The organism is Jatrophihabitans sp. (assembly GCF_046262535.1).
Lineage (GTDB): Bacteria > Actinomycetota > Actinomycetes > Mycobacteriales > Jatrophihabitantaceae > Jatrophihabitans.
This window is the reverse complement of sequence record NZ_JBHEMO010000124.1, coordinates 1-26,552: the sequence shown is the minus strand read 5'-3', so window position 1 is coordinate 26,552 and position 26,552 is coordinate 1. Positions and strand designations below refer to the sequence as shown.

Genomic DNA, 26,552 nt, shown 5'->3' with positions numbered 1-26,552 from the left:
TCGATGTCGGCGTCGGGGAGCACCAGCATGTGGTTCTTGGCGCCGCCGAGGGCCTGCACCCGCTTGTCGTGCGAGGTGCCGGTCTCGTAGATGTAGCGGGCGATCGGCGTGGAGCCGACGAAGCTGACTGCCGCGATGTCCGGGTGGGTGAGCAGGGCGTCCACGGCCTCTTTGTCGCCCTGGATGACGGTGAAGACGCCGTCGGGCAGGCCGGCCTTCTGCCACGCCTCGGCCAGCCAGAGGGAGGCGGACGGATCCTTCTCGCTCGGCTTCAGCACGAACGCGTTGCCGCAGGCGATCGCGTTGGCCGCCATCCACAGCGGGACCATGGCCGGGAAGTTGAAGGGCGTGATCCCGGCGACCACGCCGAGCGGCTGGCGGATCGAGTACACGTCGACGCCGGTGCCGGCCTGTTCGCTGAAGCCGCCCTTGAGCAGCTGCGGGACACCGGCGGCGAACTCGACGTTCTCTAGCGCGCGGGCGATCTCGCCGTGCGCGTCGGACATCACCTTGCCGTGTTCGGCGGTGATGATCTTGGCCAGGTCGTCGGCTCCGTTGTGCAGCAGCTCGCGGAAGGCGAAGAGGATGCCGGAGCGGCGCGACAGCGAAGCCGCGCGCCAGCCCTGTGCGGCTTCCTTCGCGCTGGCCACGGCGGCGGAGACCTCGGCCGCAGATGCCAGTTCGACCTCGCCGGACTGCAGTCCGGTGGCCGGGTTGTAAACGGGGCTCGTCCGCCCTGACGTGCCCGGCGTCAGCACGCCGTCGATCCAGTGGGAGATGCGATTCACCATGTGCTCACGCTAGTCCTGCGCATCGGCATCGGTAACCGACAGAATGTCGGGAAACCGGCGCGTGTCCGACGATCTGTAAGGTTGCGCAACGGCCGGAGGTCTGGAGGACGGGATGCTTCCCTCGCTGCGCGACGTGCTCGATCTGCCGGCCATCCGGCGTGGGGATCCACAGGTGCGGGCCGCGGCCGATCACCTCGATCGCCGCGTCCGGTGGGTCCACGTCAGCGAGGTCAGCGACATCGCCAGCCTGCTCGAAGGCGGCGAGCTCATCCTCACCACCGGGATCGCGCTGCCCGACTCGGCCGCGGCGCTCGCCCGCTACGTCGAGGAGCTTAGTTCGGCCGGCGTCACCGCGCTGGCCGTCGAACTGGGCCGCCGCTACCGCGACGCCCTGCCGGTTGAACTCGTCGCCGCCGCCGACCGCAGTGGGCTCCCGCTGATCGAGCTGCGCCAGGTCACGCCGTTCGTCGCGGTGACCCAAGCCGTCCATACCTTGATCCTCGACGCGCGCATGCAGGAACTCATCGCCTCCGACGCGGCCCACCAGGCGTTCACCGAGTTGACGCTGGCCGGCCAGGGGCCGCAACAGGTGGTCGAGCTCGTCGCCGCGATGGCCGGCCGTCCCGTCATCTACGAGAACCTCGTCCACCAGGTGCTGGCCTACAGCACGGCCGACGAGCCGCCGGCCGAGGTACTCGCCGGATGGGAGGAGCTGCCGGCTGCGGCCCGCTCGCGCGAGCACGAGGGCGACGGCTGGTTCGCCGTGGACGTGGTGACGCCGGGCGGGGGTGGCTGGGGCCGGCTGATCATGCTGTGTGAGGGCGCACCAACGCAGCGGCAGCGCATGCTCCTCGAGCGCGGCGCCACCGCGTTAGTGATCAACCGGCTGACCGACCGCGACATCGACAGCCTCGAGCGACAGTCCCACCGGACTCTATTGACCGCCCTCGCCCTCTCGGCGGACCTGCCGCCCGAGACGTCCTCGCGGGCGCGGGCGCTGGGCGTTCCGCTCGACCGGCGGCGGCTCACCGGTGTCGTCGTCCGCCCCATCGGCGAGCACGCCGGCCCAGGCGGTATCCCCGCCCTGCTGCGCGACCTCGCCAGCCAGGCCGTGGCGACGCTGCAGGGTCTGCGCGTTACGGCCCTCGTCGGGCCGCTCGACGACGACCGGGTCGCGGTGCTGCTCTCGCAGGAGCGCAGCGCCGATCCCGACGCCGTCCTCAGACCGCTGAGCGAGCGGTTGCACGCGGCGTCCGAGCGGCGCTCCGAGGCCCGGCTGGTCATCGGCGCCGGCACGACGGTCGCGGGTATCGAGCGTGCGCAGGACACCTTGCGCGAGGCGATGCAGGTGGCCGACACGGCGGTCGGCCTGCCACCGCAGCGCGGCTACTTCCGGCCGCCGGACCTCCGGCTACGTGGGCTCGTCTACTCCCTGCGGGCGGAGCCGGCCGTCCACGACTACATCGAACGCGAGCTCGGGCACCTGCTCGCCCACGACGCCGAGCACGGCACGCGGCTCTACGAGTTCCTGGCGGCGTACTGCCGCTGCGGGGGGAACAAGACGGCCGCGGCCGCGGAGCTGTTCATCTCCCGGGCCGCCCTGTACGACCGCATCACCAAGGTCGAGCGGGTCCTGGGCGTCGACCTCGCCGACCGCGAGGTCGTGGTCGGCCTGCACTTCGCCGTTCTCGCCCGGGAGACGATGCGCCGGCCCGACCTCGCCGTCGTCCGCGGCTGACGCGTGCGAGAAAGCACGTCTCGACGCGCGCCAGGAAAGCTCAGACCGCTCGCTGCGTAGGAACGGAACGGGCCACCATGCCGGGGTCGTCGGTGACGACGTCGCCGAGGGCCTCGTCGATGCGTTTCATCGCGTCGTCGGGGATCTTCACGCCCGCGGCCTTGACGTTCTCGGCCACCTGCTCCGGACGGGACGCGCCGACCAGCGCGGCGGACACGTTGTCGTTCTGCAGGACCCAGGCGACGGCGAGCTGCGCCATCGTGAGGCCGAGATCGCCGGCGATCGGCTGGAGCTCCTGCACGCGGGTGAGCACGTCGTCGGCGAGCCAACGCTTGATCATGTCGGCGCCGCCCTTCTCGTCGGTGGCGCGCGAGCCGGCGGGGAGCTCCTGGCCTGGCTTGTACTTGCCGCTCAACACGCCCTGGGCGATGGGTGACCAGACGATCTGCCCGATCCCCAACTCGCGGCACGTCGGCACGACCTCGCGCTCGATGATCCGCCAGAGCATCGAATACTGCGGCTGGCTGGAGACCAGGCCGATGCCGAGCTCCTGCGCCAGGGCGTGCCCGGCCCGGATCTGCTCGGCGGTCCATTCGCTGACCCCGATGTAGAGCGCCTTGCCGGCGCGCACGACGTCGGCGAAGGCCTGCATAATCTCCTCGAGCGGAGTGAAGTTGTCGTACCGATGGGCTTGGTAGAGGTCGACGTGGTCCATCTGCAGGCGGCGCAGCGATCCGTCGATGCCTTCCATGACGTGCTTGCGCGACAGACCTGTGTCGTTCTTGCCCTTGGGGTCAGGCCCGACCGGCCAGTAGACCTTGGTGAAGATCTCGAGCGATTCCCGGCGCTCGCCCTTCAGCGCCGCGCCCAGCACCTCTTCGGCCCGGCCGTTGGCGTAGACGTCGGCGGTGTCGAACGTGGTGATCCCTGACTCGAGGGCCGCGCGAACGCACTGGGTCGCGATGTCGTTCTCGACCTGCGAGCCGTGGGTCAGCCAGTTGCCGTAGGTGATCTCGGAGATCTGCATGCCGGAGTTGCCGAGGTATCTGAAGTCCATGGGTGCATCCTGCCCCTGCCGTCGGAGTGGCTACCGCTACCCTCGCGTCGTGCTCCCGACCGGTCTGCTGGAGCATCTCGGTGGCTGAGCTGCGCACGGTCCTGACCACGCGCGAGGTGCCCACGCTCCTGACGACCTCGATGGTCGGACGGCTGCCTACGGCGATGGCGACGCTGGCCGTGTTGCTGCTGATCCGCGGGCAGGGCGGCAGCTACACGCTGGCCGGCGGCCTCGCCGCGCTGCTGACCGCCGGCGCCGGCATCGGCCAACCGATGCTCGCCCGCATCGTCGACCGGCTCGGGCAGTGGGAGGTACTGCTGACCGCCGCCGGCGTCAGCACCGTGGCGTTCGTCGTCCTGGCGGTCAGCGGCGCCGACCACCCGGTCGTGTCCGCGATCGCCGCGGCGGTGGCCGGACTCGCCACGCCACCGCTCGAGCCATGCCTGCGCGCGCTCTGGCCGCACGTCGTCACTGACGGACCGGTGCTGCGCGCGGCGTTCAGCCTGGACGTCGGCGTGCAGGAACTCGTGTTCGTGGTCGGCCCGCTGCTGTCGGTCGCCGGCGTCTCCCTGATCGGGCACGGCGGCGGAGTGGTCGGCTGCGCCGTGTTCGGGATGGTCGGCACGCTCGGCTTCGCGACGACCCGGACGTCGCGCGAGTGGCGGCCGACGCCGTCGACGTCGGACACGCACGGCTCGCCGCTGCGGCACGGAGTCCTGGTCCGGGTCTTCCTCGTCGCGCTCGCCGCCGGTGTTCCCGTCGGCGCGCTCGCGATCGTGGCGGCCGCCTTCGCCGATCGGCACCACGCCTCGTCGATCACCGGGTGGGCGCTGGCGGCCAACGCATTCGGTGCGCTGCTGGCCGGGCTGTACGGCGCGGTCCGGCCGATCAGCGGCGCCGGGGCGCGCGCTCTCACCGTCGCCGGTCTCGCGCTGGCCGTCGGCTACCTGCCGCTGGCCCTGCCGCTGCCGGTCGCGGTGTGGATCCCGGCTGCAGCCATCGCCGGGGTCGCGCTGCCGGTCGTGCTGACGGTGGTGTTCCAGAGGGTCCAGCTGCTGTGCCCGCCCAACCTGCTGACCGAGGCGAATGCCTGGGTCATCACTGCCTTCGGCCTGGGCGCGGCCGTCGCCGCGCTGCTGGCGGGGATCGTCACCGATCACCTGAGCAACACGGCGGCGATCCCGACCACCGTGCTGGCCGGTGCGTTGTTCACGGCAACTGTCTGCCTGATGAGCCACCGACCTGATCAAGAGACCGAACTCGTCGAATAACGACGATCGACGTCTCTTGATCACGGTCCGCGGCGGGCGCGGAGCCGGTTTGTGGGTAGGTCTAGGTCATGACCGAGCGACCGGACGCCGAACGCGTCGATCACCGAGCGCAGCTACTGCCCGAGGAAGAGGCCAGCGGGAGCGACGACCCGCAGGCACAGGCCGAGATCATCCTCGAGGACTCGGACACCCGGACGGCCGATCCCGAAGGCACCAAGCGCGACTCCGGGCAGACACCCGACTGATGCCACGTCCGCTCGTCGGCGGCACCCGGCTCGTCGGCCGGCACTATTACCTGGGTCAGCGGGAGGTCGAGGTCCTCACCGGGTGGGGCCCGGGCGCGAGCGCTCGCAACGTCCTCATCAGGTTCCTCGACACCGGCGAGCGGGTGGTGCGGCCGTTCCGCGGCCTGCGGATCGCCCCGCGGTGAGCCGACACCGGCACACCTGCGCACAGCCGTCCAGCTGGGGCGGACGGCTCAGCTGCGATGACCCCAGTCACGCACCCGGTTCGATAGGTTGGCGGCAACCCATCGAGCGGTACGGGGGTCCTCCAGCAAGCTGGCGAACTCGGACGGGTCCATGACGAGCAGGCGCATCTGGGTTACGGCCACCACCGTGGCCGACCGAGGCCGCGCGTCGAGCAGCGACATCTCGCCCACCAGGTCGCCCGTCGTGACCCGCCCGACGGTTTGGCCGTCGACCCGCAGCTCGGCCACCCCGGACGCAACGATGAAGGCCTCGCGTCCTGGCTGGCCCTCTCGGATCAGGACGGTGCCGGGCGGCGCATCGAGATCGGTGAGCCGCCCGGCGACGTCGGCGAGGTCCGCGTCGGTGAACGTCGAGAAGGTCGCCAATGTCCGCAATTCGGACAGCCGTCGCGCCGACGGTGCCGATCGATGTCTCATCACGCGTCCACCGTGCCCCCAAGGGGTTAACGTCGCGCAGCACGGAGGTAGCGCTGCCGCCGGCGGGCGCGGTCTGTGAACCGCAGGGTCCTCGTGGTCGAGGACAACGAGCGGGGTCTCAAACTCGTCACCACTCTGCTCGAGCTGCGCGGCTACGAGGTCCTCCCCGCGGGTTCTGCGCAGGACGGCATCGATCAGGCCGCGCGACACGCGCCCGCGTTGATTGTCATGGACATCCAGTTGCCCGACATGCTCGGCGTCGAGGCGCTCCGCGTGCTGCGCGCCGATCCCGTCACCCGCAGCATCCCCGTGGTGGCGTTGACGGCGCTGGCCATGAAGGGCGATCGCGAGCGGTTGCTGGCGTCCGGTTTTGATGGTTATCTCTCCAAACCACTCGACGTAGCCACGTTCGTCGACTCGCTGGAGGCGGTCATGACGACCGGAACCGGCACATGACCGGGGCGGCCCCTCGCCTGCTAGGTCCGCGCTATCTCCGCGCAGGAGGATCGGCGCAGGTATACCCAGGGTCGGACGGAGGAGCGTAATGCGGTCGGCCGCTCTGGTGCGCAGTGCCGAGTTGCTGCGGATGACCGGCACGTCGAGTACCGCGCTGATCTCCGGCCTCGGTGCCCGTGGCGCACTGGCTTTGGGCCTCATGCTGCCCACGGTGCTGGTGCTGCGACCGAGTTCGGCCAATCCGTTCACGATCGCCTGCAGCGTGTTCGCGCTGAGCGCGGGCCTGTTCCTCGCCTTCTTCCCGACCGCGTTGCCGCTACCGGTTCTGGACGGCCTGCTCGTAGGTGCGGACTCGTTGCTCGCGCTCCTGGGCATCTACGACGCTTCGGTCCTCCCCGCGCTCCCGGGGACCTACGTAATGATCGGCACGATCCTTTTCGCGGTGCGGTCCTGGCCGATCGCTGTCACCCATGCGGCACTGCTGTGCACCAGTTACGGGTTCGTGCTGATCTTCGGCCCGTCCCAGAGCGCCCCGCTCGTTCGTTGGGTGTGCGTCGTCGCCGCCGTAACGGCCGCCGGGCTGTTCATCCGCTGGCTGGTCGAGCAGGTACTCGCGCTGGCCGACGTCGAAACCAAATCACGAGCCGCGGCCGAGCAGAACACAAAGGACCTGCAACGCCTCAGCGAGATGCGCAGCGCGTTCCTCGCCCGGATGAGCCATGAGCTGCGCACCCCGCTCAACACCGTCCTGGGCTTCAGTGAACTGCTCGCCGAGCAGTTGGTCGGCCCGCTGAGTGAGCAGCAGTGCGAATACACGCAGGACATCACCGCCGCCGCGCGCCATCAGGTGGAGCTGGTCGACGAGGTACTCGACATGGCCAAGGTCGAGTCGGGCTTGCACGAACTCGACTTCGAGCATCTCGACCTCGGAGGGGTCCTCACCGAGGCGGTCCGACTGGTCCGTGATGCGGCCGAGGCGAAGGGCATCCGGCTCACCCTCGAGGTAGCGGCCGGCCTTGACGACGTCGTGGCCGACCGGCTGCGGATCCGGCAGGTGCTTGTCAACCTGCTCGGCAATGCGGTGAAGTTCACGCCGAGTGGCGGGTCGATCGCCGTCGTCGCGGAACCGAACGGCGATCGGCTGACGATCCGGGTGCGGGACACCGGCGTGGGCATGACGCCGCAGGACCTGGCGATCGCCTTCGAGGAGTTCGCCCGGGTCGATCACCGGGCGGAAGGCACGGGCCTCGGCCTGCCGCTCGCCCGCCGGTTCGTCGAGCTGCACGGCGGCACGTTGACCGCGGCCAGTCGCCCCGGCGAGGGCAGCGTGTTCTCCGTCGAGCTGCCGCGTCTGGCCGCCCCGCCGACGGACCGCCCGCCGTTCGAGGAAGGGTCCGAGCCCGACGATGCGCTTGCGGCGAAGGTCGAGCAACCCGACTACTCCGCCTTCACCCGCCCCGGTTCGCCGGCGAATCGTGAGTTGATCACTGCGATCACGGCCTGGTACCTCGGCATAGCCTCCGCTCTGTTCGCGGTGCTGGCGGTCATGTCGGTCCACCACCCGCGCAGCGCGGTCGTGCTCGTCGCGTTCGCCGTGGCCGCCGGAGCCGCCGCCCCGATCCTGCGCTGGTGGTCCCCGAGCGCAACCTATGCCCGCTTCGAGGCGCTGGCCTGGCTGGCGATCGCCGCCATCACCGCACTCGCCTTCTTCGCCGACTCCTACGTGTCCTTGGCGGCGTTGGCCTACGGCTGTGTGGTGACCACCGGCTTCGCGCTGTGGCCGCGCCGCCGGGCCGTCCTGCAGCTCGTCGGAATAGCGGTGGCGTACGCGGGCGTCCTGCTGATCAAGGAGGACCCGGACGGCGCCGCTCTCAGATGGCTGTCGGCACTCGTGATGCTCGCCTTCGAGGCCGACATCGTGAACTGGATCGCCCTGCGCTTGCGCGAGCTCGTGATCGCCGAACACGCCGCGCATGAGACGGCCGAACAGGCGCGGGCCGAGCTGGTAGCGGTCAGCCGGCACAAGAGCGCATTCCTCGCCAACATGTCGCACGAGCTCCGGACGCCCCTCAACGCCATCATCGGGTTCGCCGACCTGCTGGCCACCGAACTCGTCGGACCCCTGAACGAACGGCAACGCGAATTCATCGCTGACATCCAACTGGCCGCCCGTCACCTGCTGGCCCTGATCACACTCGCGCTCGACGTCGCGAAGTTGGAGGCCGGCCGCATGCTCTTGGCTCCGGACGTCGTTGCCGTGCGGGCCCTGCTCGAGCGCGCCGTCGACGCCGCGCTCAACGCGCCCGACCAGCCGGCGCGCTGCGACGTGGAGATCGAGATGCGGCCCGGTGCCGACTACGTCGTCGGCGATGCGCATCTGCTCCAGCAGGCAGTCGTGCAGCTCGTCGGCAACGCCCTCCACTTCAGCCCGCCCGACGGCGTGGTCAGCGTCGTGGCGTCCCCGGCCGGTGACGACAGCCTCGAGATCGACGTCCGCGACTCCGGTTCGGGCGTCGTCGAGCGGCCCTCCGAGCTCATCTTCGAGCCGTTCCACCAGGAGGCCGCGATGTACCTGGCCAGCGGTGCACGCGGCGCCGGGCTCGGGCTCGCGCTGGTGAGGGGCGTCGCCGAGCTGCACGGCGGACGGGTGTGGTTCACCACCGCCGAGAGCCGCGGCAGCACCTTCTCGGTGATCCTGCCGCGCTTGGTCAGCGGAGCCGAGGCGCTCAACTCGGCCGTGGAGGCGAACGCGTGAACGACGCTTGCGGAGCGATGGCGGCATGCGTGTCGGGACGACCGAACGGAGTGACACCGTGAGCTATGTGCTCGTCGTGGACGACACGCCGGCGAATGTGCGCTTGCTCGAAGCCGTCCTCAGCGCACACGGTCAACAGGTCCGCAGCGCCGACTCGGGTCTGGCGGCCCTGGAGATCGTGCACGGCAGCGAGCCGCCCGACCTCGTGCTGCTCGACGTTCAGATGCCCGGCATGGACGGATACGAAGTGTGCCGCCGGCTACGAGCGGAGCCGCAGACGGCGCACATCCCCATCGTGATGATCACCGCGTCGGGATCGGCGGAGAAGATCCCGGCACTCGACAGCGGCGCCGACGACTTCATCGCCCGGCCGTTCGACCAGGCCGAGCTGCTGGCCCGGGTGCGGTCGCTGCTGCGAGTCAAGGCGTACCACGACACCGTCGTGGAGCAGGCCGCCGATCTTGCAGCGTGGAACCGCGTGCTGGAGGAGCAGGTCACCGAGCAGGTCGAAGAGGTGCGCCGGCTGCAACGCCTGCGCCGATTCCTGCCCGAGCAGGTGGCCGACGTGGTGCTCAACGCGGGCGACGAGGGGCTGCTGCAGCCGCACCGCGGGGAGATCGCCGTCATCTTCGCCGACCTGCGCGGGTTCACACCGTTCGCGTCAGCGTCCGAGCCCGAGGAGGTGCTCGCCGCGCTCCAGGACTTCCATGCCGTGGTCGGTACCGCGGTCTCCCGGCATGCCGGGACGGTCGGCTGCTACGCGGGCGATGGCGTCATGATCTTCTTCAACGACCCGGTGCGCTGCGACGACCCGCCGCTGCGTGCAGTCAGCGCCGCCGTCGAGATCCGTTCGGCGATGGACGAGCTGGGGCAGCGCTGGCGCGATCGCGGTCATTCCCTCAGCGTCGGCACCGGCATCGCGTACGGCTTCGCGACGATCGGTGTCATCGGTTACGAGAGCCGGTGCGAGTACACGGCCATCGGCTCAGTGGTGAACATCGCCAGCCGGCTGTGCGACCTGGCCGCGCCGGGCGAGATCCTGCTGACTCAGCGGGCGTACACCGCGGTCACCGAGCGGGTCATCGGCACGTCCCGCGGCCAGGTCGCGCTGCGCGGCGTCGAGCAGCCGGTGACCGTGTGGGCGCTGGGCGAGGCGTCGGTGGTGTTGCCGGCCGTCGAGGCGCCGGCAGCCGATCCGCCGACCGCGCCCGAGCCGGCCGCACCGGGGCTGATGATCCGGGTGCTGGGCCAGACCGACTTGGTGGTCGACGGTGTCGAGCAGCCGGTGCGGTCGGTCAAGTTGCGCCAGCTGCTCAGCCTACTGGCCGCACAGCGCGACGAGGTCGTCTCGGTGGCACGGCTGATCGACCAGCTGTGGAACGGCGAGCCGCCCGACTCGGCCGTGCCGGCATTGCGTGTGTACGTGTCGCGGCTGCGCAAACTCCTGGGCGCCTACGCCGATGCCGTGCTGCTCACTCGGCCGAACGGCTATCAGCTGCGGGTCGGTAGCGAGACGCTCGACGTGCTGCGATTCGCCGCCTTGGCTGACACGGGCCGCGCGGCGTTGACCGAAGGAGGCGCCGAGCACGCGGCGACGTCGCTACGCGCGGCGCTCGAGCTCTGGCGCGGCAGCGCCTACGCCGACCTGCCCGACTCGCCGGCCGTCGGAGGCGAACGGGCTCGGCTCGACGAGGACCGGTTGCGGGCGCACGAGGACTTCATCGATGCCGAGCTCGCATGCGGACGGCACCGGGAGGCCAACGCCCTGCTCGAGGAGCTGGTGATCGAGTACCCGTTCCGTGAGCGCTTGTGGGCCCAGCGGATGACTGCGCTCTACCGCTCGGGCCGCCAGGCGGAGGCACTTGCGTGCTACCAGACGCTGCGCCGCCAGCTCACCGACGAACTCGGGCTCGACCCGTCTCCCGAGCTGGCCGCCCTGCACGAGGCGATCCTCACGCGGTCCTCTGCCCTGGACGGTCGGGTCAGCTGAGCATCGCCCCGGCGAGCAGCTGTGCCGACCGCAGCCGTGCGTCGGCGGCCGGTGACTGCAGTGCGATGATCAGCTCGTCGGCGTCGGCGTGCTTGGCGAAGGTCTCGAGGTAGTCGCGGACGTCCGGAGGCGTGCCGACCGCTGAGTAGACGACCATCTGCTCGATCTGGCCGCCCTCGGGCGAGGACAGCACGGCGTCGACCTCGTCGTCGGTGAGCCTCCGACCGGGCCGGGCCAGCGAACGAACGCGCGCCCGCTTCGCCTTGTGGAACTGCTCGTCGGCGTCGGCCTGGGTGTCCGCCGCGATGACGTTGACGCCGGCGATGACGTACGGGTGATCGAGCTGGGCCGAGGGACGGAAGTCTCGGCGGTAGACGGCTACAGCGTCCTGAAGTGCGACCGGTGCGAAGTGCGATGCGAACGCGTAGGGCAGGCCGAGCGCGGCCGCGAGCTGGGCGCCGAACAGCGATGACCCGAGGATGTACAGCGGCACTCGAGTGCCGCGGCCGGGGTAGGCGTGGACGCCCGGCACGAGCGAGTCGTCGGCGAGGTAGGCCTGTAGTTCCTGGACGTCGTCGGGGAACCCGTCGGCGGACGTGTGGTCGCGGCGCAGCGCGTACATCGTGTTGCGGTCCGAGCCGGGCGCGCGGCCGAGACCGAGGTCGATCCGGCCCGGATGCAGAGAGGCCAGCGTCCCGAACTGCTCGGCGATCACCAGCGGCGAATGGTTGGGCAGCATGACGCCGCCGGACCCCAGGCGGATCCGCTCGGTGTGAGCGGCGACGTGGGCGATCAGCACGCTGGTCGCCGACGAGGCGATCGTGGGCATGTTGTGGTGTTCGGCGTACCAGATCCTCCGGTACCCGGCGTCCTCGGCGAGGCGGGCGAGGGCGACGCTGGCGGCGAAACTGTCGCGCGGCGTCTCTCCGTGGCGGACCGGGGCGAGATCGAGGATCGACAGCGGAAGGGTCACCTGGGGTCAACTCGCGGCGGGTCGGTGGGCATTCCGCAGTCGTTCCGGCGCCAGGTGGGCGACGTCGAGGCCGAACGCGCGGATGTCGTCGGGCAGGGGCCGGCCGCGCAGCAGGTCGGCGGCCGCACGGGCCAGGGCGGGTGCGATCTGGATCCCGTACCCGCCCTGGCCGGCGAACCAGAAGAAGCCGTCCACGGCCGGGTCGTAGCCCACCGCGGGTGTGCGGTCGGGGGTGAAGGTCCGTAGGCCCGCCCAGGACGCGCGGACGTGCCGGACGTCGAGCGTCGTCACCGTGTTGATCACCTCGATCGCCCGCGCGATCTGGACGTCGTCGGCCCGGGCGTCGCCGGGCGCCTGCGGAGTCTCGTCGGACGGTGAGCAGAGCAGCCGGCCGGCGTCGGGCTTGAAGTAGAAGGAGTTGTCGATGTCAGCGATCATCGGCGCCGCGGCGCCGGCGGGCGCGTCCACCATGAAGGCGGTGCGGCGCAGCGGGCGAAGTCCGATGACGGGCACGCCGAAGGCGCCGGCCACTTCGTCGGCCCACGCGCCGGCCGCGTCGACGACGACGGGGGCGCGCCACTGCCGTCCGGTGCGGTCGGTGAGCGTCCATTCGCCGGCCGCCCGCGTCGCCCCGGTCACCCCGGCCGACACCTCGATGACGCCGCCCGAGGCGCGCACCTTTCGGACGAAGTGCTGATGCAGGGCGTGCACGTCGATCTCCATCGCCCCCGGTTCGTGCAGCGCCAACTCGAACGCGGCAGGCCGCAGTAGCGGCTGCAACTGCACGGCCGCCGCCGGCTCGAGGACTTCGACGTCCGGGACGAGCGGATGTACAGCGGCGAACAGGTCCTCGATCGCCGAACCGCGGCCGGCGAGTCCCAGGTGCAGCATGGGCAGCGGCCGCAGCACCTCCAGTCGCAGGAGGAACGCCCGGCTCGACGTCGTCAGCGCGCGGATCACCGGGCCGCCGTAACTCTCGAGGAACATCGCCGCCGAGCGACCGGTCGTGTGATAGGCCAGCGTCGGCTCCATGTCGACCAGCAGCACGCGCCGGTCGGCCGTCAACTCCGACGCGATCGACGCCCCGGCCATGCCGCCGCCGACCACGATCACGTCGTAGCTGTCCACAAGGGTCAGGTTAGGCCGGGCCGTCACTGGCCGATGACGGGTGGCAGCGCGAACAGCACCACCAGCGACCAGGTCAGGTGGGTCAACAGCGGCGCGAGGATTCCGCCGGTGACGCGCCGCTGCAGGGCGAACAGGGTGCCCATCAGCAGCCCGGCGAACACCAGCATCGGCTCGCCCGTCGCCGCCGTGACGAGGGTGTACACCGCGGTCGAACCGGCGACAGCATGCCGCCGGGCGATCGACGTGTACAGCGCACCGCGGAAGAAGACCTCCTCGGCCGCGCCGTTGGCCAAGGCGATCAGGGCGACGAGGCCGAGGTTGCCGCGGCGGGCGTGGGCCAGGACGCCGGCGACCGACGAGCGCAGCGGCTCGACCTCCCGGACGACGAGGGCGCCGAGGACGAACACGACTCCCACGGCCACCCCTAGCGCGATCGGCGTCAGCACCGGCCGGCGCCCGGCCCCGCTCGCGGTCCGGCCCAGGTGCAGTGGCCCGGACACCAACCCGCCAACGAGCCACACGAGCGCCACGGCGAGAGTCAGCAGGTAGAAGCGGGAGTTGCCCGGCGGTGTGGCCAGCGAGAAGCCGAGCAGCACCGCACCGGTCACCAACGTCGTGGTGACGACCGCCCGGCGCCGCCGGTCTGCCGTCACGAGGCGGCGGCGCGAGCCTCGAGAGCGCGGCGCACCGCCTCGTCGTAGCCGATCGTCGGACCGGGAACAAGCCGCTCGATCGAGTGGTCGCGCACGATGACCTCGTTGGTCATCGAATCGATCAGGTTGCGGGCGGTGGCCATGTCCACGTCGGTCACGAGCGCGAGCCAGCCGGACGACAGGCCGGGCGTCAGCAACGGGACGTCGACGCTCGGTATGCGCTTGCCCTGCACCTTGGCGGCGCGCTTGAGCATGTCGATGTACCGCAGGACCTCGGGCCCACCGATCTCGAACACCTGCCCGAGCGCGTCGGGATGGTCGAGCACCCCGAGGAGGTAGCGCACGACGTCCTCGAGCGCGATCGGCTGGGTCCGCGTCTTGACCCACCGCGGCGTGATCATCGCCGGCAGGTGATCGACGAGTTGGCGGGTGATCTCCCACGAGATGCCCCCGTGCCCGACGACGACCGCGGCGCGCAGGACCGTGACCGGTACCCCGGCCACGCCCAGCAGCTGCTCGACCTGGCGGCGCGAGCGCAGGTGCGCGGACAGTTCACCGTTGTCGACGCCCAAACCGCCGAGGTAGATGATCCGCTCGACGCCGGCCTCGGCAGCCGCACCGCCGAAGTTGATCGCGGCGTCGGCGTCCTTGCCCTCGAAGTCGTCGGAGTCGAGTGAGTGGACGAGGTAGTAGGCCACGTCGACGCCGGCGAGCGCTGCCGCCAGAGAGTCCGGGTCGTCGACGTCGCCGGGCACGGGCGTCCCGGCCCCGGTGTAGGCGTCGGGGCGGCGGGTCATCGCGCGCACGTCGTGCCCGGCGTCGACGACGGCCCGGGCGAGGTGTGAGCCGACGAAGCCGGACGCGCCGGTCACCAGCACGGTCTTGTGCATGAGGCAATCGTGCCCGTCGGACTCGGGGGTTACGCGGGGGGCGTGCCGGAATCGTGTCGCAGCACCGCCAGCAGCTCTTCGTAGGGACCGACCAGGTAGGCCTGGTCGCCGCCGCCGAAGCGGGTGTCGCGTCGAGGCGGGAACTCCAGGCCCCCTGCGCCGGCTCGGCGCAGGGCGAGCACGCGCGTGCGCGCCGAGAGCTCGGACATCTGCCGGCCGGCCAGGCCGCCGGACGGCGCGACGGCCACCCGGCCGATGAGCATCGGCTGGTCCTCGACGTAGAAAGTGGTGCGGATGTCGAGGCCCAGCGCCGCGCCCACGAACCAGGGTGCGGCGAGAGCGGCGGTGGACCGCGCGAAGTGGAAACCGAAGCTCTCCTCGATCGTCGCGGCCAGGTCGCGGTCGAACACCCGGAGCACGACGGGCACCTCGTCGCGCCGCTCGCCGAGCAGGTCGGCCACCGTCAGGCCGCTCTCGATGTTGGCGAGGTCGCTGCTCGTCAGCACGGCGACAGCGCGCGCGTGCGCCAGGTTGGCCGCCTCGAGGCTGGCGGGGACGGTGGCGTCGCCGAACACCACCGGAACCCGCAGCGCCCGCGCGCGGGCCAGGAAGCGGTTGTCCTCGTCGCTCTCGAGCACGACCACGGGCTGGCCGGCGGCGGTGAGGTACTCGAGGACCCGCAGGCCGACGGAGCCGAGCCCGACGAGGATCACGTGCTCGCGCATGCGGGTCGCCACCTGGCGGCCGAGTGACTGCGAGATCCGCCGGCTGATCAGCAAGTTGGTGAGCAACGCGTAGAGGACGGTGACGACTGCCGCCCCGATGATCATCAGCAGGATCGCCCACACACGCAGCCAGGTGGACTGCGAGCCGAACGAGAAGTCGCCGAAGCCGACGGTGGTCAGGGTCTCGGTGGTGAAGTACGTCGCGTCGAGAAGGGTCATATGAGCGCCGGACGCGCTCCGGTAGGCCAGTCGCAGCAGCGCGACTGACAGCAGACCGACGGCGAATAGCAACAGCAGGGCGATGCGGAGCTGCCGCTCGGACGAGCTGACGACACCGCGGATGTAGCGGCGGACGAGACCGCGGGTGCGCCGCGGGCGCCGCCGCCGCACGCCGACGGAAACCGCCGCTTCCGGGGCGACGTCGTCCTCGGGCGAACTGATGACGACGACGCGGTCACCCGCCTCGACCCGCAGGTCGCGTCCGGGGCACACCTGCAACTCGCCGCCGTCATGGGGAACGACGGCGACGGGGGCCACGTCGCCGTAGAGCTCGCGCAGCGTGCCGCCGCCGGCTGCGGTCAGTTCCTCGAGGACGAACGGGTGGTCATCGATCTCGATCGAACGGCCGCCACCCCCGTCGAGGCACGCCTCGGCGAGCGCGGGCGCGGCGATCTCGGCGACGTCGAGCACCGTCATCGCCTCACTGACCTCGCGAACGGAGCGCCGGACGGCCGCGTTGCCGAGTTGGGTCACGATGCGCAGATCCGGGCGCAGCCGGTGGGCCAGCAGCGCCACCTCAAGGTTGTCCAGGTCGGATTCGTCGGTGCAGATGAGCGCCGCCGCCCCGGCGATGCCGGCAGCCTCGAGAGATGCGGTCCGGCGCCCGCTGCGCGGCAGATGAACTGCGCCGAAATCCTGCGCCAGGCGCAGCAAACGCGGATCGGGCGCGTCGTCCACCACGACAACCCGTTCCTCGCCGAGGGCGAGCTGCTCGACGATGCGCGGACCGACGTTGCGCAGGCCACAGACGATGACGTGCCCGCGCCAGTCACGCGTCAACTCGTCCATCGCGGCATTGTGGCAGGGTGTGGGCATGGCTCTTCTGTCCACCGGCAAGGTCGGTTTCCTGGTTGCGGCTGTCGGCGCGGCACACCTCGCCGCTCCCGACGCGTTCGAAGAGGTCACCAAGGTGGCCTTCCCGGAGAACACCAAGGACTGGGTGATGCGCAACGGCGCCACCGAGGCCGGCATCGGCGTGGCGATGATGCTGAAGAAGACCCGTAAGCTGGGCGTGCTCGGCCTGCTCGGCTACACCGGCTGGCTCGGCTACAACGTCGCCAACGCGGGCAAGTCCGCCGGCTGATCCGTCGCTGATCGGCCTGTCTCAGTGCCGCAGCTGTTCGGCCTCCGTGCCGCCGGGTGCGGTCGGCAGGCCGGCCGCGGCCCAGGCCGTGAAGCCGCCGACCAGATCGGTCGCCGGCACGCCGATCGAGTTGAGCGAGTCGGCGGCGAGCGAGGACGTGTAGCCCTCGGAACAGAAGACGATCCAACGCTGTCCCGGGACCGCCGCACGGATCCGCGACGCCGACGCCGGATGCAGCCGCCATTCCAGGTGGTTGCGCTCGATGATCACCGCACCGGGAATCTCACCCTCGTCGGCCCGCTGCCCGCGTGGGCGGATGTCCACCAGGCGGGCGCCGTCGGCGATCGCTTCGACCGCGGCCGACGGCTCCAGCCGGTCGAGGCGGGAGCGGGCGTCGGCCAGCAGGGCTTCCACCGAGGGGAACGTCATGAGGCCCGCTGGGCGTCGAACGCCGGCTCCGGATCGTCGGTGGCCAGGGTGGCGATCGGTTCGAGCGAGCCGCCGTCCAGGTCGTAGTAGGTCATCGAAGTCAGGGGCGCCGAGTAGGCGTGGACGCTGATCGCGGGCTGGTCGGACAGGTTGCGCACGTCGTGCACGTAGCGCGCGCCGAAGCCGACGCTCTCGCCGGCGACCCGCGTGTGGTCGCGCGGCCGCCCGCCGGCGACGGTGGTCTCGGTGAGCGCACCGGACAGCACGGTGAACGAACCGGACGAGCCGCCGTGATCGTGTAGCTGGGTGCCTTGCTCGGGAAGCCAGCTGATGAGCCAGATGTCGACCCGCCGGTCCCGGTAGATGCGCTGGTGCCAGCGCTCGTCGGGGTCGAAATCGATGTTGGGGTAGGCGCCACTGCTGACCTCGTCCGCGTAGAAGCGGGTGAGGTCGATCAGCTGCAGCGGCGTGAAGAAGAGGTCCGCGGTGCGGGACATTCCGAACTCCGGAGGAACGCGAAGGGACAGTGGCCGGCGACGTCAGTGACGGCGACAGGCCTCGTCGAACGCGTCCGCGCGGCGGTCGTTCCAGACCACGTCGAGCAGGGCGCCTGCGGCGGGGGTGCCGTGCTCGGTGGGAACCACGCCCCCAGTCTGCCAACGTTGACGACCTTTGTCTACTAACCGAGTAGAAAAGCCGGTTACCGGCCTACCCGGTCACCAGCCGGGTGCGCGGCCAGTCCTGCCGCCGTTCGATGCGGGCGAGCTCGTCGGCGAGCCACGCCGGCGACGGCGGGCGCTTGGCCGGGTCCGGCGACAGCGCCCAGGTGAGCACGTCGGACAGTTCCAGTGGCACCCCGGGGGTGACGATGGGCAGGATCGGGCCACTGAGCGCGCGGACGATGATCCGGGCCGGCGATTCACCGAAGTAGGCGCGGAACGCGGCGCGACCGGCCACCAGTTCGTACAGGGTGGACGCCAGTCCGTAGACGTCGCTCGCGGTGGTGGGTTCGCCGCCCTCGAGCACCTCGGGCGCGGTGTGCGGGGTCAACTGGTGCAGCGGCGGGCGACGGCCGACAGCGTCGAGGTGGACCGCCTCGTCGAAGCCGGCCAGAACCGGCTCGCCCCATTCGCTGACGAGAACGTTGCCCGGTCGGACATCGGAGTGCACGACGCCCAAGCGGTGCGTGGTCTCCAGCGCGCCGGCCAGCTTGATCCCGACCGCGGTGAGGTCGCGCAGGGGCATCGGGTCGTCGGCCCGCACAGTGTCCTGCAGGCTGCCGCGGCAGCGCTCGAGCAGCAGGGCCGGGCGGCCGTCGGGCAGGACGATCTGTTCGTAGAAAGTGACGACGTGCGGGTGCGCGCCGATGGCGGCCAGTACCGACGCCTCGGTCCGCAGTACGTCGTACAGCCACGAGGCCGCGGACTCGTCGGGCACCTTGAGCGCGACTGTCCGGCTCGCGCCCGGCTCGCGGGCGGCGTAGATCGTGAAGCGGGAACCGGCGCGGATCAGCCGGACGTCGCTGAACCGGCTACCGAGTTCGGCATCGGCCAGCCATGTCCGTGACGTCGGTGATCTCAGCGCCATCGGTCCTCCTGCCCCGTCAGGAGCAAGTATACTTCACACCATCTTCACATGCATAGGGTGTAAATCGTCCTAATTTCGGCACTCGTCATGGCACGACGGTGATCGGCCACGTCGCGTCGCGGACCAGGCGGCCGGCGAGGGAACCGACGAAGCGGCGGCCCGACTGCGTCGACGCCCCGACCACGACGGCGTCGACCCGCAGCTCGTTGGCGACGGAGATCAACTCGCGGTACGGGTTCCCTCGACGCATGACGAATTCGACGTCGATCCCGACGTGCTGTGCGCCCTCCATGACGGTGCGGCGCAGCTGCCGCCCGATCTCGTCCTGCGTCTGGATCATCGCCGCCGCGGTTGCCGCCATCTGCGCGGCCATCGGACTCGTGGTCGCGACGTAGAGCGCGATCAGATGCGCGCCCTGCCGCCGAGCCATGCCCGCGGCGTACGCAGCCGCCCGGATCGATGTCTCGGAGCCGTCGAATCCGACGAGGATGCGTGATGGTCCGTCTGTTCCGAGTTCGAACATCGTCCCGTCCACGGCCCGATTGTGCCCTGGGGCGCCCGCCGGCCCACCCGTCCGGTCTAGCGTATGGCTGTGATTGACGACGCGACGGCCGAGCCGGCACCGCCGCCGCTGCTCACCGATCCGATCGACCGGCAGATCGCCGCGGCGCTGCTGGCCGACGGGCGCAGCACTTTGAAGAGCATCAGTGAGATCACCGGGCTGTCCGTCTCGGCCGTGCAGGCGCGGGTCCGGCGGCTCGAGACCGACGGCGTCATCCGCGGTTACACCGCGCTGCTCGACGCCGGCGCGATCGGCTTGCCGATGACGGCCTTGATCGCGATCACCCCGCTCGACCCGGCGCAACCCGACGACGCTCCGCTCCGGCTGAAGGACCTGCCCGAGATCGAGGCCTGCCACTCGGTGGCCGGCGACGACGCCTATGTCCTGCTCGTGCGCGTCGCGTCCCCGACGGAGCTCGAGCACCTCATCCGCGAGGTCCGGCGGCGGGCGAACGTGTCGACCCGGACGACCGTGGTGCTGCAGACGTTCTTCGAGCGGCGCGCGGTACCGCCGGAGTTCGCCAACTCTTACCCAGCCGGGGACGCGACCGGAATATAAGCGGCGTCGAGGGCAATTCGCCGGATATTTTCCGGTAAGCTGACCGAATGACAACGTTGCGTACGGCCTCCGCCGAGGTCCTCCCCGCCGACGTGCACGCCACCATCGCCCGCCACATGCTGGCCGACGGCTACGACCTCGTCCTGGATCTCGATGCCTCGACCGGCTCCACCCTGGTCGACGCGCGCGACGGCGGCAGTTACCTCGACCTGTTCACCTTCTTCGCCTCCTCCGCCCTGGGCATGAACCACCCCGCGCTGACGAGCGACGACGCCCGCACCGAGCTGGCCGCAGTGGCGGTCAACAAGCCGTCCAACTCCGACATCTACACAGTGCCGATGGCGCGCTTCGTCGAGACGTTCGCTCGGGTCCTCGGTGACCCGGCGCTGCCCCACCTGTTCTTCATCGACGGTGGCGGGCTCGCGGTCGAGAACGCGCTCAAGGTGGCCTTCGACTGGAAGAGCCGCTGGAACGAGGCGCACGGCATCGACCCGGCGCTCGGGACGAAGGTGTTGCACCTCGAGAAGGCGTTCCACGGGCGTACCGGTTACACGATGAGCCTCACCAACACCGACCCGAACAAGGTGGCCCGCTTCCCCAAGTTCGATTGGCCGCGGATCCCGTCGCCGTCGGTCAACGGCTCCGCCGACGTCGTGGCCGCCGAGCAGGCTGCGCTCGCGGCGGCTCGTCACGCCTTCGAGCAGAACCGGCACGACATCGCCTGCTTCATCGCCGAGCCCATCCAGGGCGAGGGCGGCGACAACCATTTCCGGCCGGAGTTCCTGCAGGCGATGCAGGCGCTGTGCCGGGAGTTCGACGCCTTGTTCGTCATGGACGAGGTGCAGACCGGCGTGGGCATGACGGGCACGGCGTGGGCCTACCAACAGCTCGGTGTGCAGCCGGACGTCGTCGCGTTCGGCAAGAAGGCGCAGGTCTGCGGGATCATGGCCGGCGGCCGGGTCGACGAGGTGCCCGACAACGTGTTCGCCGTGTCGTCGCGGATCAACTCAACTTGGGGCGGCAACCTGACCGACATGGTGCGCGCGCGGCGCATCCTCGAGGTGATCGAGTCCGACGGCCTGGTCGAGCGGGCCGCCGCGCTCGGCGCCCACCTGCTGCACGAGCTCGACGACCTGGCCACCCGGCACCCGTCGATCACCGACGTCCGCGGCCGGGGCCTGCTGTGCGCGTTCACCCTGCCGTCCGCCGACCTGCGCGATCAGGTGATCGCCCGGCTCCGGGACGACGAGCGGGTGCTCGTGCTGGGCTGCGGTACCGCGAGCTTGCGGGTCAGGCCGGCCCTGACGGTCTCCGTCGGTGAGCTCGACCACGGGATCGCAGCACTCGACCGGGGGCTTACCGCACTCGGCTGCTGACCCATCGCCGTCTCTTGACCTCGGCCCGGTCCGACCGGCCGGAACCGTCCTATCGTTGACTCATCGGCTGCTGAGCCGGGCGAGAAGCGAGGTGGACATGACGATCCATCAGTGCCCCAAGTGCGATCTGCGCTTCAACTGGCGCACCGAACTGGACGATCACTGCCGTACTGATCATCCGCAGTTCCATCACGATTATCCGGTGCGCGGCGTGCGCCACTTCGGAGCGGAGCCCGACGCGGACGCGCAGGCGCTCGCCGATGCTCGAGCCGAAACGCAGCGGCGGAGCTGATCCTCAGCGCTGGACGAGCGCGCGCGCGGCCGCCTCGACCTGCCCTTCCTCGAGCAAGACCAGATCTGCGGCTGCGCCGAGCGGCACGTAGCTGTCCTGACTCGAGACGCGGGCCATCCGCCCGCGGTAGCCGGACTCGATCAGACGGGCCAGCACACCCTCGCCGACACCGCCGCTGTGCCGCGTCTCGTCCACGACGAGCACCCGACCGGTCCGGGCCGCGGCGAGCCTCAGCTCGTTCCACGGCAGCGGAGCGATCCACCGCAGATCGAGCACGCGCGCCCCGATCCCGTCCGCGGCCAGCCGGCGGGCCACGCGGAGGCTCATCCGCACGCCGTTGCCGAAGGTGACGATGGTCAGGTCGGCGCCATCCCCGTGCACCCGGGCCGAGCCGATCGGGGCTTCGTCGGTGGGGGAGTACGGGCCCAGCCAGCCCCGGTCGCCACGTTCGTGCAGGTCGCGCTCGTGGTAGAGCGCGATCGGCTCGAGAAAGACGCTCACCTGACCGGTCGTCGCGGCCGCGGACAGGCAGGCGCGCATCATCGGCGCCGCGTCCTCCGGCCGGGACGGCACCGCCACGACGAGGCCGGGGATGTCGCGGAGCACGGCCACCGCGTTGTCGTTGTGGAAATGGCCGCCGAAGCCCTTCTGGTAGCCCAGCCCGGCGATCCGCACCACCATCGGGTTGGTGAACGTCCCGGCCGAGAAGAAGCGCAGGCTGGCCGCCTCGCCGCGCAGCTGGTCCTCGGCGTTGTGCAGGTAGGCGAGGTACTGGATCTCCGGCACGGGCAGCAGCCCGCTCACCCCGAGGCCCAGCGCGTAGCCGAGGATGGACTGCTCGTCGAGCAGCGTGTCGAAGACCCGGGCGGCGCCGAAGCGCTGGGCCAACCCGCGGGTGACGCCGTACACGCCGCCCTTGCGGGCGACGTCTTCGCCGAAGACCAGCAACTCGGGACGGGCGGCGAGCGCGTCGGTCAGAGCGGCATTGATCGACTGGGCGAGGGTCATCGGCCCGGCGTGCTCCGGCAGCCGCCCGGCGAAGGCGGCCGCGCGGGCGTCGGCACCGGCCGGTCGGCCCGGCTCGGACCGCCCGCGGGGAGCCAGCGGTTCGATGACCTCGGCGGCGCTGGTGAGAGTGGGCGTGTCGGCCAGTTCGTCGGCGAGGGCCGCGACGCGGTCGGCGATGTCGGCGTACCGCTGCGCGAGCCCGGCGCCACCGATCCGGCGGGCCAGCGCGATCAGCGGATCCCGTTCCCGGTCGGTCGCGATGTCAGCGGCGCTGCGGTAGGCGGACTCGACGTCGCTGCCGGCGTGGCTGAGGTAGCGCACCGTCCGCAGGTGCAGCAGGACTGGCCGGCGCGATCGCCGCGCGGTGCCCGCCGCCACGCGAGCCGTGGCCTGGGCGGCGTCCGGGTCGGCGCCGTCGACGAAGAAGTACTCGATCCCCGGACGCTGCGCGGCGCTCGCGACCCAGCCCTCCGGCGACGCCACCGAGATGCCGATGCCGTTGTCCTCGCAGACGAACAGCAATGGCAGCGGCAACCCCTGGGCCACGACGTAGCCGGCGGCGTTGAGAGCGCCGGCCGCCGTGGAGTGGTTGATGCTCGCGTCGCCGAACGAGCAGACGGTGACCGCGTCACGCGGCCACCGGCAGGGGACGCCGAGCCGCTTGGCGCGACTCGTGCTCAGCGCCACCCCGAGCGCGCGCGGCAGGTGCGACGCGATCGTCGAGGTCTGCGGGATGACGGCGAGAGACGCGTCGCCGAACACCTTGTGCCGGCCACCGGAGGCCGGGTCCTCGGTGCTGGCCAGCATGCCGAGCAGGACGGCGCGCAACCCTTCGTCCAGCGTGCGTCCGGCCTGCATCGACCGGGCCAGGAAGAACGCGCCCGAGCGGTAGTGCAGCAGGGCCGGGTCGGTCGGCCGCAGCGCCGCCGCGACAAAGGCGTTCGACTCGTGCCCCGCCGAACCGATCGTGTAGTACCCGCGGCCCTGCTCGCGCATGCGCCGGGCGTGGATGTCGAGCGAGCGGCTGCCGGCCATGGCGTCGAACGCCTGGAGCAGCTCGGGATCGGCCGCGGCCGAGCCGGTGCCGGCGTCCAGTGCCGCCAGCGACTCGCGCACACTGCGGTCGAGGTCGTCGTGCGGGGACGGGGCGCCGAACGAGGTCACCCGGTGATTCTGTCCTAGCGCACGCTGACGGCGCAGGTCAGGCCGGGCGCAGACGCCGCTCGCGGCGAGCGCGCAGCTCGGCGATGAGCGCGACGTCGGCCGCCGTATCCGGCAGGTAAACCACCATGCGGCAATCGAGGGTGCGCTGCAACAGAAAGGCCGTGGACCGCACCCGCACGGTGCCGAGGCCGAAGCATTCGAACGACTTCGTCAGCGGCGGCCCGGGCTCCGCGATCGGGTGCTGGGCCCAGAGCCGGGCGAAGTCGTTCCTGGCCGTGCACAGCGTGTCGATGAGCTCGGTCCATTCCGGGTCGCCGACGTGGTTGGCATAGTTCGCCCGCAGGGTCGCGATCATCGCCGCACACACGTCGGGATCGGTGACCGGAGGCGGGGTTCCCTTGCGGGCGTACGTCTGCCACAGGGCGTTGCGCTGCATCCCGCTCGCCTCGACGAGAAAGGGAAACAGCGCCGCATACGACGCGTTGCTCGCCATCAGGTCGTACTTGCCGTCGTATACGCAGGCCGGCGACGGATCGAGAGCGTCGAGCACCGCGACGACCTCGGCCGCAACGGCGACCGGCGAGCTGGGTCGCGGGACGCCGGGCACCTCGGCCAGCCGGTACAGATGCCAGCGCTCGCTCGGCCCGAGGCGCAGCACCCGAGCGATCGCGTCGAGGACCTGGACGCTCGCATTGATCGGCCGGCCCTGCTCGAGCCACGTGTACCAGGTGACGCCGACGCCGGCGAGCTGCGCAACCTCTTCCCGGCGCAGGCCCGGAGTTCGGCGGCGGGTTCCCGGCGCGAGGCCCACGTCGGCCGGCGTGACGCGCTCGCGGCGGTTGCGCAGGAACGCGGCGAGCTCGTCGCGGCGAGCCTTGCTGTACACACCCGCGATCACGGACACGAGTACAGCCTCGCCCTCTGACAACGGTCCTGGGTGGTGCTGCTGGTACCAGGATCGGCGGGCACTCACCAGGCGCGACCGTCGCGTCCGACCGTTGGGGCATGACTGCTCTGGCCGACCGTGCGCCCCACCCGCTTCGCGATCCCCGTCCCGGCCCGCTCCTGGCCGTCCTGCTGCTCGGCCAGTTCATGGCCATCCTCGACGTGTCGATCGTCAACGTCGCGGCGCCGACACTGCGTACCGACCTCGGCGCATCGGGAGCGGAGCTGCAGCTCGGCATCGCCGGTTACACGATCAGCTACGCCGTCCTGCTCATCACGGGCGCTCGACTCGGTGACCGCATAGGGCACGGACGGGCGTTCCGCGCCGGCCTGTCCGTCTTCACGCTCGCGTCCCTTCTCTGTGGACTGGCGCCGACCATCGGAACGCTCATCGCGTTCCGGCTGGTGCAGGGCGTGGGCGCGGCGCTGATGATGCCGCAGATCATGAGCCTCATCCAGCGGACCTTCGACGGAACCGCCCGGGCCCGAGCCCTGTCGCTGTACTCGGCGGTGATCGCGTGTGGGGCGGTCGTCGGCCAGGTGCTCGGCGGGGTCCTGGTGAGTGCCGATCTGTTCGGGACGAGCTGGCGGCCGGTGTTCCTCGTGAACGTCCCGATCGGTCTGGTGCTGCTCGTACTCGCCCGCAGGCAGTTGCCGGTCAACCGTGGCGAGCGGAGCCGCGGCCTCGATCCGGCCGGTGTCATCACCCTGTCGACGGCGGTGTTGCTCCTGGTCCTGCCGTTGGTTCTCGGGCACGAGGAGGACTGGCCGGCCTGGTGCTTCGTCTCGCTGGCCGCCAGCGTGGTCGCCTTCGGCCTGTTCGTCGCGGTGGAGCGCGGTGTTGCCGCTCGCGGCGGTGCTCCACTGATCGCGAGTCGAGTACTACGTGCGCCTGGGCTGCTCGTCGGCGCCGCTGCGCTGTTCGTGGCGATGATCAATTACGGCGGTTTCCTGTTCGCGATGGCACTGCACCTGCAGGCAGGACTGGGGCAGAGCGCGGCGCACGCCGGCCTGGGCTTCGCGCCGATGGCGATCGGCTTCGCGATCACCGGCCTCACCTGGCGGATGCTCCCGCAGCGCGTGCACGGGCCGATGATTCCGGCCGGCCTCGTCGTCGCGGCCCTCGGCTATCTCGTCCTTGCCCCGATCCTCTCCGGGGGTCGGTCGGGCGGGATGGGCATGGCCGCCGACCTCTTCGTCGTCGGCCTGGCGCTGGGCATCGCCTTCAGCCCGATGCTCACGGTGGCCCTGACCCACGTGCCGCCGGCCCATGCGGCGGACGCGAGCGGTGTCCTGGTCACGGTGTTCCAGCTCGGCCAGGTTCTCGGCGTCGCCACCCTCGGCACCCTGTACCTGTCGGTCGAGAACCGGCCGGGTGCCGTGGCGTCGGCGCACGCACTGACGGTGACGCTCGTCGCGCTCGCCATCTCGGCGGTGGTGGCAGCGGCCTTCGCGGCCGTCCTCGTCCGCCGCCCTCGACGTGAGGTGGCAAACCTTTAGCCGGGCTAACTATTCTGGAGTGGTGCCCGAGCTCTCGCAACGCCGTCGGCGGCTGATCCTGGCGATCTGCTGCATGAGCCTGCTGATCGTCGGGATGGACGTCACGATCGTCAATGTCGGACTGCGCAGCATCAAGGACGATCTGCACACGTCGTTGACCGATCTGCAGTGGATCCTCGACGCGTACACGGTGGTGCTGGCCAGCCTGCTGATGCTGTCCGGGTCCGTGGCCGACCGGTTCGGCCGGCGGCGCTTGTTCCAGATCGGGCTGACCGTGTTCTCGATCGGTTCGCTGCTGTGCAGTCTCGCCCCCAGTCTCGGCTGGCTCGTGGCCTTCCGGGCGCTGCAGGCCGTCGGCGGTTCGATGCTCAACCCGGTCGCGATGTCGATCATCGCCACGAACAGCGCAGCGGCGCCGACGAGCAGCCCAGGCG

Annotated in this window: 27 protein-coding genes; 13 read left to right on the top strand and 14 right to left on the bottom strand. The window is 70.8% G+C overall.

Going from position 1 to position 26,552, the window contains the following annotated elements:
- Nucleotides 1-791 (bottom strand): aldehyde dehydrogenase family protein (locus ABR571_RS16815; protein ID WP_409454359.1); only part of this gene is annotated, 791 nt, incomplete at its 3' end.
- Between the two features lie 112 nt (nucleotides 792-903).
- Here ABR571_RS16815 and ABR571_RS16810 point away from each other — a divergent pair.
- Entirely contained in the window at nucleotides 904-2,529 is a 1,626-nt protein-coding gene (locus tag ABR571_RS16810; RefSeq protein ID WP_409454358.1) for a PucR family transcriptional regulator, read from the top strand.
- A 40-nt stretch (nucleotides 2,530-2,569) separates the two neighbouring features.
- Here ABR571_RS16810 and ABR571_RS16805 read toward each other — a convergent pair whose 3' ends face one another.
- A complete protein-coding gene (locus ABR571_RS16805) occupies nucleotides 2,570-3,586 on the bottom strand; it encodes an aldo/keto reductase family protein (protein WP_409454357.1) in 1,017 nt (338 codons plus the stop codon).
- A gap of 80 nt (nucleotides 3,587-3,666) precedes the next feature.
- Between ABR571_RS16805 and ABR571_RS16800 the strand changes: the two genes are divergently transcribed.
- The 3 genes from ABR571_RS16800 to ABR571_RS16790 all read left to right on the top strand — a co-directional run bounded on the left by ABR571_RS16800 (nucleotide 3,667) and on the right by ABR571_RS16790 (nucleotide 5,287).
- Nucleotides 3,667-4,857 carry an MFS transporter gene (locus ABR571_RS16800; protein WP_409454356.1) on the top strand — a complete coding sequence of 397 codons (1,191 nt, stop codon included), beginning with the start codon at nucleotides 3,667-3,669 and terminating at the stop codon, nucleotides 4,855-4,857.
- Between the two features lie 68 nt (nucleotides 4,858-4,925).
- Nucleotides 4,926-5,102 (top strand): hypothetical protein, encoded by a 177-nt coding sequence (locus tag ABR571_RS16795; RefSeq protein WP_409454355.1) that lies wholly within the window; start codon nucleotides 4,926-4,928, stop codon nucleotides 5,100-5,102.
- Nucleotides 5,102-5,287 (top strand): hypothetical protein, encoded by a 186-nt coding sequence (locus ABR571_RS16790; protein ID WP_409454354.1) that lies wholly within the window; start codon nucleotides 5,102-5,104, stop codon nucleotides 5,285-5,287. Before ABR571_RS16795 ends, ABR571_RS16790 begins: the two co-directional genes overlap by 1 nt.
- A 48-nt stretch (nucleotides 5,288-5,335) precedes the next feature.
- Here ABR571_RS16790 and ABR571_RS16785 read toward each other — a convergent pair whose 3' ends face one another.
- A complete protein-coding gene (locus ABR571_RS16785; RefSeq protein ID WP_409454361.1) occupies nucleotides 5,336-5,764 on the bottom strand; it encodes a Crp/Fnr family transcriptional regulator in 429 nt (142 codons plus the stop codon).
- A 93-nt stretch (nucleotides 5,765-5,857) separates the two neighbouring features.
- Here ABR571_RS16785 and ABR571_RS16780 point away from each other — a divergent pair, with 93 nt between their 5' ends.
- The 3 genes from ABR571_RS16780 (at nucleotide 5,858) to ABR571_RS16770 (ending at nucleotide 10,965) form a co-directional block, all read left to right on the top strand.
- Nucleotides 5,858-6,220, top strand: coding sequence for a response regulator (locus tag ABR571_RS16780; RefSeq protein ID WP_409454353.1), 363 nt, complete (start codon nucleotides 5,858-5,860; stop codon nucleotides 6,218-6,220).
- A gap of 88 nt (nucleotides 6,221-6,308) precedes the next feature.
- Nucleotides 6,309-8,975, top strand: a complete 2,667-nt coding sequence (locus ABR571_RS16775; protein ID WP_409454352.1) for a sensor histidine kinase — start codon at nucleotides 6,309-6,311, stop codon at nucleotides 8,973-8,975.
- 58 nt (nucleotides 8,976-9,033) lie between these two features.
- Nucleotides 9,034-10,965 (top strand): BTAD domain-containing putative transcriptional regulator, encoded by a 1,932-nt coding sequence (locus ABR571_RS16770; protein WP_409454351.1) that lies wholly within the window; start codon nucleotides 9,034-9,036, stop codon nucleotides 10,963-10,965.
- Here the strand turns inward: ABR571_RS16770 and ABR571_RS16765 are convergent.
- From ABR571_RS16765 to ABR571_RS16745, 5 genes are read right to left on the bottom strand one after another with little or no spacing between them, the layout of a single operon-like run.
- A complete protein-coding gene (locus tag ABR571_RS16765; RefSeq protein WP_409454350.1) occupies nucleotides 10,958-11,938 on the bottom strand; it encodes an LLM class flavin-dependent oxidoreductase in 981 nt (326 codons plus the stop codon). The two genes, ABR571_RS16770 and ABR571_RS16765, sit on opposite strands and share 8 nt — an antisense overlap.
- A gap of 6 nt (nucleotides 11,939-11,944) precedes the next feature.
- Entirely contained in the window at nucleotides 11,945-13,066 is a 1,122-nt protein-coding gene (locus tag ABR571_RS16760) for an NAD(P)/FAD-dependent oxidoreductase (RefSeq protein WP_409454349.1), read from the bottom strand.
- A 23-nt stretch (nucleotides 13,067-13,089) separates the two neighbouring features.
- Nucleotides 13,090-13,719 (bottom strand): CPBP family intramembrane glutamic endopeptidase, encoded by a 630-nt coding sequence (locus tag ABR571_RS16755; protein WP_409454348.1) that lies wholly within the window; start codon nucleotides 13,717-13,719, stop codon nucleotides 13,090-13,092.
- Complete coding sequence (locus tag ABR571_RS16750) at nucleotides 13,716-14,609, bottom strand: NAD(P)H-binding protein (RefSeq protein ID WP_409454347.1); 894 nt, start codon at nucleotides 14,607-14,609, stop codon at nucleotides 13,716-13,718. Before ABR571_RS16750 ends, ABR571_RS16755 begins: the two co-directional genes overlap by 4 nt.
- Before the next feature lie 29 nt (nucleotides 14,610-14,638).
- The gene (locus ABR571_RS16745) at nucleotides 14,639-16,402 is read right to left on the bottom strand and encodes an NAD-binding protein (protein WP_409454346.1); all 1,764 of its coding nucleotides are present in this window, start codon (nucleotides 16,400-16,402) and stop codon (nucleotides 14,639-14,641) included.
- A gap of 25 nt (nucleotides 16,403-16,427) precedes the next feature.
- Between ABR571_RS16745 and ABR571_RS16740 the strand changes: the two genes are divergently transcribed.
- On the top strand, nucleotides 16,428-16,697 hold the full coding sequence (locus ABR571_RS16740; RefSeq protein ID WP_409454345.1) for a hypothetical protein: 270 nt from the start codon (nucleotides 16,428-16,430) through the stop codon (nucleotides 16,695-16,697).
- Between the two features lie 21 nt (nucleotides 16,698-16,718).
- Here ABR571_RS16740 and ABR571_RS16735 read toward each other — a convergent pair whose 3' ends face one another.
- The 4 genes from ABR571_RS16735 to ABR571_RS16720 form a co-directional block, all read right to left on the bottom strand.
- The gene (locus ABR571_RS16735) at nucleotides 16,719-17,126 is read right to left on the bottom strand and encodes a rhodanese-like domain-containing protein (RefSeq protein WP_409454344.1); all 408 of its coding nucleotides are present in this window, start codon (nucleotides 17,124-17,126) and stop codon (nucleotides 16,719-16,721) included.
- Nucleotides 17,123-17,623: a cysteine dioxygenase gene (locus ABR571_RS16730; RefSeq protein ID WP_409454343.1), complete on the bottom strand. Its 501-nt coding sequence runs from the start codon at nucleotides 17,621-17,623 to the stop codon at nucleotides 17,123-17,125. The genes ABR571_RS16735 and ABR571_RS16730 overlap by 4 nt, the downstream gene beginning before the upstream one ends.
- Before the next feature lie 211 nt (nucleotides 17,624-17,834).
- Nucleotides 17,835-18,713 (bottom strand): serine/threonine-protein kinase, encoded by an 879-nt coding sequence (locus ABR571_RS16725; RefSeq protein ID WP_409454342.1) that lies wholly within the window; start codon nucleotides 18,711-18,713, stop codon nucleotides 17,835-17,837.
- Nucleotides 18,714-18,798: 85 nt separating this feature from the next.
- The gene (locus ABR571_RS16720) at nucleotides 18,799-19,248 is read right to left on the bottom strand and encodes a universal stress protein (RefSeq protein ID WP_409454341.1); all 450 of its coding nucleotides are present in this window, start codon (nucleotides 19,246-19,248) and stop codon (nucleotides 18,799-18,801) included.
- Between the two features lie 57 nt (nucleotides 19,249-19,305).
- On the opposite strand from ABR571_RS16720, the gene ABR571_RS16715 reads away from it, so the two are divergent.
- The 3 genes from ABR571_RS16715 to ABR571_RS16705 all read left to right on the top strand — a co-directional run bounded on the left by ABR571_RS16715 (nucleotide 19,306) and on the right by ABR571_RS16705 (nucleotide 21,501).
- Nucleotides 19,306-19,833, top strand: a complete 528-nt coding sequence (locus ABR571_RS16715; RefSeq protein WP_409454340.1) for an Lrp/AsnC family transcriptional regulator — start codon at nucleotides 19,306-19,308, stop codon at nucleotides 19,831-19,833.
- Nucleotides 19,834-19,880: 47 nt separating this feature from the next.
- On the top strand, nucleotides 19,881-21,209 hold the full coding sequence (lat, locus tag ABR571_RS16710) for an L-lysine 6-transaminase (protein WP_409454339.1): 1,329 nt from the start codon (nucleotides 19,881-19,883) through the stop codon (nucleotides 21,207-21,209).
- Between the two features lie 91 nt (nucleotides 21,210-21,300).
- Entirely contained in the window at nucleotides 21,301-21,501 is a 201-nt protein-coding gene (locus ABR571_RS16705; RefSeq protein ID WP_409454338.1) for a hypothetical protein, read from the top strand.
- 3 nt (nucleotides 21,502-21,504) lie between these two features.
- Here the strand turns inward: ABR571_RS16705 and ABR571_RS16700 are convergent, their stop codons facing one another.
- Nucleotides 21,505-23,544: a thiamine pyrophosphate-dependent enzyme gene (locus ABR571_RS16700; RefSeq protein WP_409454360.1), complete on the bottom strand. Its 2,040-nt coding sequence runs from the start codon at nucleotides 23,542-23,544 to the stop codon at nucleotides 21,505-21,507.
- Nucleotides 23,545-23,710: 166 nt separating this feature from the next.
- The gene (locus ABR571_RS16695; RefSeq protein WP_409454337.1) at nucleotides 23,711-24,577 is read right to left on the bottom strand and encodes a helix-turn-helix transcriptional regulator; all 867 of its coding nucleotides are present in this window, start codon (nucleotides 24,575-24,577) and stop codon (nucleotides 23,711-23,713) included.
- A 101-nt stretch (nucleotides 24,578-24,678) separates the two neighbouring features.
- Here ABR571_RS16695 and ABR571_RS16690 point away from each other — a divergent pair, with 101 nt between their 5' ends.
- Both ABR571_RS16690 and ABR571_RS16685 read left to right on the top strand, forming a co-directional pair.
- A complete protein-coding gene (locus ABR571_RS16690) occupies nucleotides 24,679-26,118 on the top strand; it encodes an MFS transporter (protein WP_409454336.1) in 1,440 nt (479 codons plus the stop codon).
- 22 nt (nucleotides 26,119-26,140) lie between these two features.
- Nucleotides 26,141-26,552, top strand: a 412-nt coding sequence (locus ABR571_RS16685; protein ID WP_409454335.1) for an MFS transporter, incomplete at its 3' end; no start/stop codon positions are given.

What these genes read in the sequence shown, in the direction of transcription:
- ABR571_RS16795 (WP_409454355.1), top strand. Translation starts at nt 4,926, where the DNA reads ATGACCGAGCGACCGGACGCCGAACGCGTCGATCACCGAGCGCAGCTA.
- ABR571_RS16735 (WP_409454344.1), bottom strand. Translation starts at nt 17,126, where the DNA reads ATGACGTTCCCCTCGGTGGAAGCCCTGCTGGCCGACGCCCGCTCCCGC.
- ABR571_RS16740 (WP_409454345.1), top strand. Translation starts at nt 16,428, where the DNA reads ATGGCTCTTCTGTCCACCGGCAAGGTCGGTTTCCTGGTTGCGGCTGTC.
- lat (WP_409454339.1), top strand. Translation starts at nt 19,881, where the DNA reads ATGACAACGTTGCGTACGGCCTCCGCCGAGGTCCTCCCCGCCGACGTG.
- ABR571_RS16690 (WP_409454336.1), top strand. Translation starts at nt 24,679, where the DNA reads ATGACTGCTCTGGCCGACCGTGCGCCCCACCCGCTTCGCGATCCCCGT.
- ABR571_RS16730 (WP_409454343.1), bottom strand. Translation starts at nt 17,623, where the DNA reads ATGTCCCGCACCGCGGACCTCTTCTTCACGCCGCTGCAGCTGATCGAC.
- ABR571_RS16810 (WP_409454358.1), top strand. Translation starts at nt 904, where the DNA reads ATGCTTCCCTCGCTGCGCGACGTGCTCGATCTGCCGGCCATCCGGCGT.
- ABR571_RS16750 (WP_409454347.1), bottom strand. Translation starts at nt 14,609, where the DNA reads ATGCACAAGACCGTGCTGGTGACCGGCGCGTCCGGCTTCGTCGGCTCA.
- ABR571_RS16775 (WP_409454352.1), top strand. Translation starts at nt 6,309, where the DNA reads ATGCGGTCGGCCGCTCTGGTGCGCAGTGCCGAGTTGCTGCGGATGACC.
- ABR571_RS16785 (WP_409454361.1), bottom strand. Translation starts at nt 5,764, where the DNA reads ATGAGACATCGATCGGCACCGTCGGCGCGACGGCTGTCCGAATTGCGG.
- ABR571_RS16725 (WP_409454342.1), bottom strand. Translation starts at nt 18,713, where the DNA reads ATGGCGCTGAGATCACCGACGTCACGGACATGGCTGGCCGATGCCGAA.
- ABR571_RS16700 (WP_409454360.1), bottom strand. Translation starts at nt 23,544, where the DNA reads ATGGCCGGCAGCCGCTCGCTCGACATCCACGCCCGGCGCATGCGCGAG.
- ABR571_RS16745 (WP_409454346.1), bottom strand. Translation starts at nt 16,402, where the DNA reads ATGGACGAGTTGACGCGTGACTGGCGCGGGCACGTCATCGTCTGTGGC.
- ABR571_RS16805 (WP_409454357.1), bottom strand. Translation starts at nt 3,586, where the DNA reads ATGGACTTCAGATACCTCGGCAACTCCGGCATGCAGATCTCCGAGATC.
- ABR571_RS16790 (WP_409454354.1), top strand. Translation starts at nt 5,102, where the DNA reads ATGCCACGTCCGCTCGTCGGCGGCACCCGGCTCGTCGGCCGGCACTAT.